This is a genomic window from Ramlibacter sp. (genome assembly GCF_035706265.1).
Lineage (GTDB): Bacteria > Pseudomonadota > Gammaproteobacteria > Burkholderiales > Burkholderiaceae_C > Ramlibacter.
In genome coordinates, this window is record NZ_DASSVG010000487.1 from 1 (window position 1) to 9,756 (window position 9,756).

General features: G+C 68.5%; 10 protein-coding genes. 3 read left to right on the forward strand and 7 right to left on the reverse strand.

Annotated features, from left to right (window positions below; genetic code table 11):
• The coding region (locus VFM98_RS17395) for a lycopene cyclase family protein (protein WP_325111161.1) at positions 1-812 on the reverse strand (812 nt) is incomplete at its 3' end.
• A 646-nt stretch (positions 813-1,458) separates the two neighbouring features.
• Positions 1,459-2,421, reverse strand: a complete 963-nt coding sequence (dusA, locus tag VFM98_RS17400; protein ID WP_325111170.1) for a tRNA dihydrouridine(20/20a) synthase DusA — start codon at positions 2,419-2,421, stop codon at positions 1,459-1,461.
• 156 nt (positions 2,422-2,577) lie between these two features.
• On the opposite strand from dusA, the gene VFM98_RS17405 reads away from it, so the two are divergent.
• Positions 2,578-2,982, forward strand: coding sequence for an RNA-binding protein (locus VFM98_RS17405; protein WP_325111162.1), 405 nt, complete (start codon positions 2,578-2,580; stop codon positions 2,980-2,982).
• Between the two features lie 127 nt (positions 2,983-3,109).
• Here the strand turns inward: VFM98_RS17405 and phbB are convergent, their stop codons facing one another.
• The 3 genes from phbB to phaC all read right to left on the reverse strand — a co-directional run bounded on the left by phbB (position 3,110) and on the right by phaC (position 6,899).
• Positions 3,110-3,847 (reverse strand): acetoacetyl-CoA reductase, encoded by a 738-nt coding sequence (gene phbB / locus VFM98_RS17410; protein WP_325111163.1) that lies wholly within the window; start codon positions 3,845-3,847, stop codon positions 3,110-3,112.
• Positions 3,848-3,889: 42 nt separating this feature from the next.
• The gene (locus tag VFM98_RS17415; RefSeq protein ID WP_325111164.1) at positions 3,890-5,071 is read right to left on the reverse strand and encodes an acetyl-CoA C-acetyltransferase; all 1,182 of its coding nucleotides are present in this window, start codon (positions 5,069-5,071) and stop codon (positions 3,890-3,892) included.
• 133 nt (positions 5,072-5,204) lie between these two features.
• Positions 5,205-6,899, reverse strand: coding sequence for a class I poly(R)-hydroxyalkanoic acid synthase (gene phaC, locus VFM98_RS17420; RefSeq protein WP_325111165.1), 1,695 nt, complete (start codon positions 6,897-6,899; stop codon positions 5,205-5,207).
• 85 nt (positions 6,900-6,984) lie between these two features.
• On the opposite strand from phaC, the gene VFM98_RS17425 reads away from it, so the two are divergent.
• Entirely contained in the window at positions 6,985-7,257 is a 273-nt protein-coding gene (locus VFM98_RS17425; protein WP_325111166.1) for a hypothetical protein, read from the forward strand.
• Here VFM98_RS17425 and pgeF read toward each other — a convergent pair.
• On the reverse strand, positions 7,189-7,926 hold the full coding sequence (gene pgeF, locus VFM98_RS17430) for a peptidoglycan editing factor PgeF (protein WP_325111167.1): 738 nt from the start codon (positions 7,924-7,926) through the stop codon (positions 7,189-7,191). The two genes, VFM98_RS17425 and pgeF, sit on opposite strands and share 69 nt — an antisense overlap.
• Entirely contained in the window at positions 7,923-8,564 is a 642-nt protein-coding gene (gene maiA, locus VFM98_RS17435; protein WP_325111168.1) for a maleylacetoacetate isomerase, read from the reverse strand. Before maiA ends, pgeF begins: the two co-directional genes overlap by 4 nt.
• A 64-nt stretch (positions 8,565-8,628) precedes the next feature.
• Here maiA and VFM98_RS17440 point away from each other — a divergent pair, with 64 nt between their 5' ends.
• Positions 8,629-9,567, forward strand: a complete 939-nt coding sequence (locus VFM98_RS17440; protein ID WP_325111169.1) for an alpha/beta hydrolase — start codon at positions 8,629-8,631, stop codon at positions 9,565-9,567.
• Positions 9,568-9,756: the final 189 nt, after the last annotated feature.

A 9,756-nucleotide genomic window follows, 5' to 3' on the forward strand; every position in this document is an offset into this window, starting at 1 on the left:
ACGGGCGCGCGGCCGTTGTGGTGCACCCAGCTGCGGCAGACCACGCGCGGAAACTTGATCCACTGCGCCGAGCCGCGCAGGTGCGTCGCGTTGGAGATCAGGCCGCGGCCATCGAGGTGCTTCGCGAACACGCGCTCGCAGAAGACGATCGATTCCTCCTTGCCCATCTTGTCGAGGCCCGCCTTCAGCCACACCTCCTCCGGCGTCTCGACGATGAAGGTGGAGGTGTCGCCGTCGAACTGGTAGGCGTGGGCCTGGAACCAGCCGTACGGCGTCTCCTCGAAGGCGAAGGTGAAAGCCTCGAAGCGCTTGTGCGTGCCGAGCCAGACGAAGCGGTTGCGGCGCAGGTCGATCTCCGGCTGGTAGGTCGCGGCGTACTTGGTGCGGATGCGGCTGTTGAGGCCGTCGCTGGCGATCACGAGGTCGGCGTCGGGAAACTGCTCGTCGCCCTGCACGTCGCACTCGAACACCAGCTCCACGCCCAGCGCTTCGCAGCGGCGTTGCAGGATGTTCAGCAGGCGCTTGCGGCCGATGCCGCAGAAGCCGTGCCCGCCCGAGACGATGCGGTGGCCGCGAATGTTGACCTCGATGTCGTCCCAGTGGTTGAAGGCGTCGAGGATCTGGCCCGCCGTCTCGGGATCGGCCGCCTGCAGGTTGCCGAGCGTCTGGTCCGAGAACACCACGCCCCAGCCGAAGGTGTCGTAGGGCCGATTGCGCTCCACCACCCGGATGCGGTGGGCGGGATCCTGCTTCTTCATGAGCAGGGCGAAATAGAGCCCCGCGGGCCCGCCGCCGATGCAGACGATGTTCATGCTTGCTCCAGACCTGGATTGTTTAAGTCTAAAGCAATTTGGCCGCAACGTCATTCCTGTGCTGGGGGCGCGTTGTGGTCCGGAACAGATTCGCGTCGGTGCACCAAGCTGTTCTGGTCCCGACTGGCACAGTTCGACACTTTGCGCCTCGCTGCATGCGCGCGCCACGAGTCCATCGCGCCTTGTGTGCCGCGCTGCGCTCGTGGCGCCTCGGTCCGGCGCAGGACGGATTTGTCCGCCTCACTCCATGTCCTCCGGCACGGCCTGAAGGCCGTGCCTCCCCCTCTACTTCCGGAGGCGGACAAACCCGTCCTGCGCCTGCGCCGCGCAAGAGATGGGCGATCGATCCTCCGGAAACGCCGTAGGCAGCGCTACGCCGTAGGTGCGTGCCCCGAGCGGCATCGCCCGGATGCCTTTGCTGTGGGCGCGTTCATCGCGCTGCAGGCTCGGAGGGGGTTTGTCCGTCTCCGGAAGTAAAGGGGGAGGCACTGGCTTCAGCCAGTGCCGGAGGACATGGAGTGAGACGGACAAACCCCCTCCGGGCCGGACCCAGTGGCCACCCCGCTGCCCCAGCGGCCCAGCGGCCAGTGGCCCATCCGAGGGGCTCGCGGGTCGCGAAGGCGCGGATGCCGCCTGCGCGGGGACCTCAGGCGGCGGCCAGCGCCAGCCCCTCGTGGGCCTGCCGCATCACTTCGCGTGCCGGCTCGCTCTTGAGCCGGTGGTCGCTCCACACCTGGCGCCAGCGTCGCGCCCCCGGCAAGCCGTTGTAGAGCCCCATCATGTGGCGCGCGATCGAGGCCCAGGGCGTGCCGCGTTCCGCGAGCTCGCGCTCCATGTAGCGCACCATCGCCTCCTCGACCTGCTCGCGCCGCAGCGAGGAAGCCGGCTCGCCGTAGTACAGCGCGTCCCAGCGCGCCAGCCACCACGGATGGTGGTAGGCCTCGCGGCCGATCATGGCCCCGTCCAGTTCTTGGAGTTGTTCCTGCACCGTTTCGTCGGCGGTGATCCCACCGTTGACGGCGATCACGAGCTGCGGAAACTCGCGCTTGAGCCGGTGCACCAGCTCATAGCGCAGCGGCGGCACCTCGCGGTTTTCCTTGGGCGAGAGGCCCTTGAGCCAGGCGTTGCGCGCATGCACGATGAACACGCGGCAACCGGCCTCGGCCACCGTGCCGACGAAGTCGCGCACGAACTCGTAGCTCTCCACCTTGTCGATGCCGATGCGGTGCTTCACCGTCACCGGGACGTCCACCGCATCCACCATCGCCTTGACGCAGTCGGCGACCAGCTGCGGCTCGGCCATCAGGCATGCGCCGAAGGCGCCGCGCTGCACCCGCTCGCTGGGGCAGCCGCAGTTGAGGTTGATCTCGTCGTAGCCCCACTCCTCGCCCAGGCGGGCGCAGCGGGCCAGGTCGGCCGGCTCGCTGCCGCCCAACTGCAGGGCCACGGGATGTTCCGAGGCGTCGAAATCGAGGTGGCGGGGCACGTCGCCATGCAGCAGCGCCCCCGTGGTCACCATTTCGGTGTACAGGCGGGTGCGGCGGCTCAGCAGGCGGTGGAAGAAGCGGCAGTGCCGGTCGGTCCAGTCCATCATGGGGGCCACCGACATGCGCCAGTTGCGCGGGTCGAAAGTCACCCCCCTATTGTCCCCGTTCGGCGCACGGGCCCTGTCCGGCCGCTTCCTACCGCCAGCCTCCGCGCCCGACTACAGCCCAGCGCTGCCGTGCAGGTTGGAATGGGCCCGGAAAGGAAGAAAGGATCAGGCATGAGGCCCTTCCAACTGAACTCCGAGATGCGCACGATGCGCGGCGTGTTCTATCCGACCGGCTGGCTGGTGCTGCTGTTCCCGGGCGAGCAGCAGGCCCGCGAAGCCGCGCGCAAGCTCGCCGGCGGCGGCGTCGCCGAGGACAGGATGATGCTGATGACGCCGGCGGACTTCCAGCGCGAGATCGCGGGCACCGAGGGCGACGACGCCATCCTGCCCTCCGCCGGCACGGAAGGCGACACCGTGCGCAAGATGGCCGACCTGGTGGCCCGCGGCCACCACGGCCTGTTCATCCACGCGCCGGAACAGGCGGCTTCCGACCGGGTGATGGAACTCCTGCGCGACGTCCCCATGTCCTTCGGCCAGAAGTACCGCATGCTGGTGATCGAGGACGTCGTCGAGTAGCACGCGGGCTCTTGTCGCCAAAAAGAAAGAAGCCCTGTCATTCCCGCGGAGGTGGGGTGACAGGGCTTCAGCAGCGCGCTGCGCAGGCGTGCTCGGCTCCGCCTGGGCGTGCGCGAGAGAGAAACGATCAGTTCATGTGCAACCCGCCGTTGACGGAGAACTCCGCCCCGGTGGAATAGCCGCTTTCTTCGCCCGCCAGCCAGGAGATGATGGAGGCGATCTCGCTCGGCTCGCCGAAGCGCTTGACGGGGATGGTGGCGACGATCTTGTCCTGCACGTCCTGGCGGATCGCCTTGACCATGTCGGTGCCGATGTAGCCGGGGGCCACCGTGTTCACCGTCACGCCCTTGTTCGCCAGCTCCTGCGCCAGCGCCATCGTGAAGCCGTGCATGCCGGCCTTGGCGGCGGAGTAGTTGGTCTGGCCGGCCTGGCCCTTCTCGCCATTGACCGAGGAGATGTTGATGATGCGGCCCCAGCCCTTTTCCACCATGTCGCCCACGACCTGCTTGGTCACGTTGAACATGGAGTTCAGGTTGGTGTCGATCACCGCGTCCCAGTCCTCGCGGGTCATCTTCAGGAACATGCGGTCGCGCGTGATGCCGGCGTTGTTCACCAGCACGTCGATCGGGCCGTGCTCCGCCTTCGCCTTGGAGAAGGCGGCGACGGTCGACTCCCAGTCGCTCACGTTGCCGACCGAGGCGTAGAAGGTGTAGCCCTGCGCCTTCTGCTCGTCGAGCCACTTGTTGTAGTCGCGCGTGGGGCCGCAGCCCGCGATCACCTTGAAGCCGTCGCGATGCAGGCGCTGGCAGATCGCGGTGCCGATGCCGCCCATGCCGCCGGTGACGTATGCAACCTTCTGAGCCATTTCTCTTCCCTTCTGAAGTTGGTGGTAATCCAATCTAGGCGCTCAGGCGCGTTCGACCGCAAGGGAAACTCCCATGCCGCCCCCAATGCAGAGGGCGGCCAGGCCCTTGCGCGCCTCGCGCCGCTGCATCTCGTGCAGCAGCGTCACCAGGATGCGGGCGCCGGATGCACCGATCGGGTGCCCGAGGGCGATCGCGCCGCCGTTCACGTTGACCTTGGAGGGGTCGATCGCCAGCTCCTTGTTGACGGCGCAGGCCTGGGCGGCGAACGCTTCGTTCAGCTCGAACAGGTTCACGTCGTCGAGCTTCCAGCCGGCGCGCTGCAGCGCCTTGCGGCTGGCGGGCACCGGGCCCATGCCCATCGTGGCCGGATCGAGGCCGGAGGTGCCGAAGGCCGCGATGCGCGCCAGCGGCTTCAGGCCGAGCTGGGCCGCCTTCTTGGCGCTCATCACCACCACGGCGGCGGCGCCGTCGTTGATGCCCGAGGCGTTGCCGGCCGTCACCGTGCCCGCCTTGTCGAAGGCGGGGCGCAGGCCGGACAGGGCATCGGCGTTGGTCTTGCGGTTGATGTATTCGTCGGCGTCGAACAGCAGCGGGTCGCCCTTCTTCTGCGGGATCGCCACCGGCACGATCTCGTCCTTGAAGCGGCCGGCGTCCTGCGCCGCGGCGGCCTTCTGCTGGCTGGCGAGCGCCAGCGCGTCCTGCTGCTCGCGGGTGATGGCGTGGGCCTTGGCGACGTTTTCCGCCGTGATGCCCATGTGGTACTGGTTGTAGACGTCCCAAAGGCCGTCGACGATCATCGAGTCGATCATCTTCCAGTCGCCCATGCGCTGGCCGTCGCGCGAGTTGAGCAGCACGTGCGGCGAGGCGCTCATGTTCTCCTGGCCGCCGGCCACCACGATCTCGCTGTCGCCCCAGGCGACCGCCTGCGCGGCCAGCATCACGGCCTTGAGGCCCGAGCCGCAGACGGCGTTGATGGTCAGGCCCGGCACTTCCTTGGGCAGGCCGGCCTTCAGCAGCGCCTGGCGCGCCGGGTTCTGGCCGGCACCCGCGGCCAGCACCTGGCCCATGATCACTTCGCCGACCTGGGCCGGATCGACCTTGGCGCGCGCCAGCGCCTCCTTGATCACGATGGAACCCAGCTCGGAAGCCGGAATCTTGGCGAGCGAGCCGCCGAACTTGCCGACGGCAGTGCGGACGGCGGATACGATGACGATGTCTTGCATGGGGACTCCTTGAGGTGCTAGAGGCTGGAGGCTGGAGGCCAGGGTTTCTTTGCGTTATGGCGGGGAAAGGTGCCGGGGGCCAGAAGCTGTTTCCCTAGCCCCTGGGCCCCAAGCCCTGCCCCCGCGCGAAGGCTTATGCCTTCGCCTTGACGTAGCGGCCCGGTGCGGGCTCGATCGCCTTGTACTTCGCGCCGCGGCCGTAGGTCTTCGGTGCGGCGATCTGCTTGCCGGCTTGCGGCTTGAGCCAGGCCGCCCAATCGGGCCACCAGCTGCCGGCATGCTCCTTGGCGCCCTGGAGCCACTCGTCGAAGCTCGCGGGGAGCTTGTCGTTGGTCCAGTACGAGCGCTTGTTCTTCGAAGGGGGGTTGATCACGCCGGCGATGTGGCCGGAGGCGCCCATCACGAAGCGCTTCTTGCCCGGCAGGTGCTTCACCGAGGCATAGGCGCCGGCGATCGGCACGATGTGGTCCTCGCGCGAGCCGTAGATGTAGACCGGCACGTCCACCTTGCGCAGGTCCACCTTCTCGCCGCAGACGGTGCACTTGCCCGGCTGGACCAGGTTGTTCTCGAGATAGGTGTTGCGCAGGTACCAGGCGTACATGGGCCCCGGCAGGTTGGTGGAATCGCTGTTCCAGTACAGCAGGTCGAAGGGCGGCGGCGTCTCGCCCTTCAGGTAGTTGCCCACCACGTAGTTCCACACCAGGTCATTGGGCCGCAGGAAGCTGAAGGTGGAGGCGAGCTCCTGGCCCTTGAGCAGTCCGCCCTGGCCCATCTGCATCTCGCGGAACTGCACGAAGGCGTCGTCGATGAAGACGTCGAGGATGCCGGTGTCGGTGAAATCCAGGAAGGTGGTCAGCAGGGTGGCGGAAGCCACCGGCTTTTGCTTGCGCGCGGCCAGCACCGCGAGCGCCGTGCCCAGCAGCGTGCCGCCGACGCAGAAGCCCAGCGCGTTGATCTGCCTGGCGGCGGCGACGTCCTGCGCGACCTCGATCGCCTTCAGCACGCCGTCGCCGATGTAGTCGTCCCAGGTCTTGTCTTCCAGCGAGGCGTCGGGGTTGCGCCAGCTCACCACGAAGGTGCGGTGGCCCTGCTCCACCAGGAAGCGGATCAGCGAGTTCTCCGGCTGCAGGTCGAGGATGTAGAACTTGTTGATGCAGGGCGGCACCACCAGGAAGGGCCGCTCGTACACCTGCTTCGTCAGGGGCTTGTATTCGATCAGCTGGAACAGCTCGTTCTCGAACACCACGGCGCCCTCGGTGGTGGCCACGTTGCGGCCCACCTCGAAGGCGCTCTCGTCGGTCATGGAGACGTGGCCCTGCTGCAGGTCGGCCAGCAGGTTCTGCACGCCGCGGGCGATGCTCTCGCCCTGGGTCTCCAGCGCCCTCTGCTGCGCCTCGGCGTTCAGCGCCATGAAGTTGCTCGGCGCCGAGGCCGCCATCCACTGTTCGACGGCGAAGCGCAGGCGCGCCTTGGTCTTGGCGTCGGTCTCGGCCGCCTCGGCCAGGCCGAGCAGCGTGCGGGCGTTCAGCAGGTAGACCGCGGCGGAGAAAGCGGCCACCGGGTTGCGCGACCAGGCATCGTTGGCGAAGCGCTTGTCGGCAGGGGCGGGCCGGTCGGACAGGCCCTGGTTCCACAGGTCCGAGGCTTCGCGCACGTACGCTTGCTGCAGCTCGCGCAGCTTCTCGGGCGAGAATGTCAGCGTGGGGAAGCTGCCGGCCGCGGACGGCAGCGCAACCTGCTGGAAGGACTGCAAGGCACGCGCCCACTGGCTGCCCAATTCCTGCTGGAATTGCCTCGCCTGCGAAGCCCAGTCCACATCGGCATTCATCCGCTGTCTCCTATTGTCTTATTCGGGGAAACCCGCAGTATTCCATCAATCATGTTGCAGCGCAACATACAAAACTGGTACTGAGATGTACCTGGTCGTGATCGCCTGGACCTACGTGGCGCTGATGATGGCCGTCGCGGAAGCCAACCACCCGAACGGCACCTTGCTCGGTGCGGTCTTCACCTTTCTACTCTATGGCGTGGGCCCGGTGGCCCTCGTCATCTACCTCATGGGCCGGCCGGCGCGACGCGCGGCGCGGGAGCGACGGGAAGCAGCGGCGGCGGCCGCCTCAGGCGAGCCAGACGGAGGCGGCGAAGCGCCCGCTGACCCGGTCCCGCCGGTGCGAAAAGAACCGTGAGGGATTGCCGACGGTGCACCAGTCGCGGGAGCCGTCGTTGCCGTGGATCGCGGTCATGCCCAGGGCGGTGAGGCGGCGACGCGCGAGCCCCGGCAGGTCGGCGAGGAACTTGGTTTCGCCGTGAGGTCGGAAGAGATCCGCGGCCGAAGGATCGTGGGCGACGAAGGCGGCACGCACCTCCGGGCCCACTTCGAAGGCCTCGGGCCCGATGCAGGGGCCGAGCCAGGCGAGCATCTCCTGCGGCGCGCCGGCGGTGCCGGCCATCTGCGTCCAAAGCGCTTCGAGCACGCCGCCGGCGAGCCCGCGCCAGCCGCAATGCGCGGCGCCGACGACGCGGCCCTGCGTGTCCGCCAGCAGCACCGGCAGGCAGTCCGCCACCATCATCGTGCAGGCCAGGCCGCGCTCGGTGGTCCAGCAGGCGTCGGCCTCGGTCATGTCGGGCGTGGCCGCATCGAGCCGCACCACGCCCTGGCCGTGCACCTGCTTGAGGAACACCGGCCGCGCCTGCAGCGTGGCGGCGAAGCGGCGCCGGTTCTCCTGCACCGCGGCCTCGTCGTCGCCGACGTGGTCGCCCAGGTTCAGGCTGTCGTAGGGCGGCTGGGAAACGCCGCCCGCGCGCTCGCTGCAGAAGGCCCGCACGCCCGCGGGCGCGGGCCAGTCAGGGGTCATGCCTCGTTGTCAGGACAGCTCGAAGGCTGCGCCTTCTGGAAGGCCGGATGGCGCATGCAGGCTTCGAAGGCGGCCATGGTGCGCGTGAGGCCAGTGAAGTCGACGCCGAAGCGCTTGCCGTTGAAGATCTGCGGCACCAGGCAGCAGTCGGCCAGCGTGGGCGTGTCGCCATAGCAGTAGGTGCCGGCGGGCAGGCGCGCGAGCTCCTGCTCGAACTTCTCCAGCCCGTCGCGCACCCAGTGGCGGTACCAGGCGTTCTTGGCCGCCTCGTCCACCTTCAGCTCGCGCACGAGGTACTTGAGCACCCGCAGGTTGTTGTGCGGATGGATCTCGCAGGCCACCAGCTGCGCCAGCGCGCGCACGCGGGCGCGGCCCAGCGCATCGCGCGGCAGCAGCGGCGGCTCGGGATGCGTCTCGTCCAGGTATTCGACGATCGCCATCGACTGGCCCAGCAGTTCGCCCTCGTCGGTCTGCAGCGTCGGCACCAGCTGCGAAGCTGAGACGGCGCTGTACGCCTCCTGCTTCTGCTCGCCCTTGACCAGGTGCACCGGCAGGTACTCATAGGACAAACCCTTGAGTTCCAGCGCGATGCGCACGCGGAAGGAAGCGGAGGAGCGGAAGTAGTTGTACAGCTTCATGGAGCGTGAGCATAACGCCGCCCTCCTCTACACTGGGAAGGACAACGACCGACAGGAGACCGCCATGCTGCATCCGCAGGCCCAGGCCCTGCTTCGCCTGATCGAGGAAAAGGGCGTCCCGCCCATGCACACGCTCTCGCCCGCCGACGCGCGGACGTACTACCTGGAGCGCCGCTTCTTCACCCAGCCCGAACCGCCGCACGTCGCGTCGCTGCGCGAAGCGGAGGCCCGCGGGCCGGCCGGGCCGATCCGGCTGCGCTGCTACCGCCCGCTCGGCACGCCGGACGAGGACGTGCTGCCGGTGCTGGTCTACTTCCACGGCGGCGGGTGGGTGATCGGCGACCTCGAGACGCACGACACGCTGTGCCGCGAGCTGTGCAACCTGTCCGGCACGGCCGTGATCGCGGTCGACTACCGGCTCGCGCCCGAACATCGCTTTCCCGCCGCGGTGGAGGACGCCATGGCGGCCACCCGCTGGATCAGCGACAACGCCGCGGCCCTCAAGGTCGATGCCAACCGCCTCGCGGTGGGCGGCGACAGTGCCGGCGGCAACCTCGCGGCAGTCGTCGCGCTGCAGGCGCGCGATGCCGGCAACCTGCCCATCGCCTTCCAGCTCCTGATCTATCCCGCCACCGACCAGCGCCGCGGCTGGCCCTCGCACCAGGCGAACGGCCAGGGCTACATGCTCACGACGGAGCTGATCGACTACTTCCACGACCACTACTTCGGCGGCGACGCGCACGATGCGGACTGGCGCGCCTCGCCGCTGCTGGCGCCCAACCACGCCGACCTGCCGCCGGCCTTCATCCTCACGGCGGGCCTCGATCCGTTGCGCGACGAGGGCCTGCAGTACGCGCAGAAGATGTCCGAAGCGGGCAGCCGCGCGACCCTGGTCAACTTCGAGCGCGAGCTGCACGGCTTCATCCTCATGGGCCGCGTGCTCGACGAAGCCAACGTCGCCGTCCACGTGTGCGCCAGCCAGCTGGTGCACGCGCTGCACTGAAGGGAGCCCGATGAAGGCGGAGCAGAACGAACTCGTCACGCGCATCGGCCCGGGCTCGCCTTGCGGCGCGGTCATGCGCCAGTACTGGCAGCCCGTGGCCCTGGTCGACGAATTCGAGCCGCGGCTCGATCCGCGCATGGCGCAGCGCGCGCTCAAGGCGGTGCGGGTGCTGGGGCAGGACCTGATCCT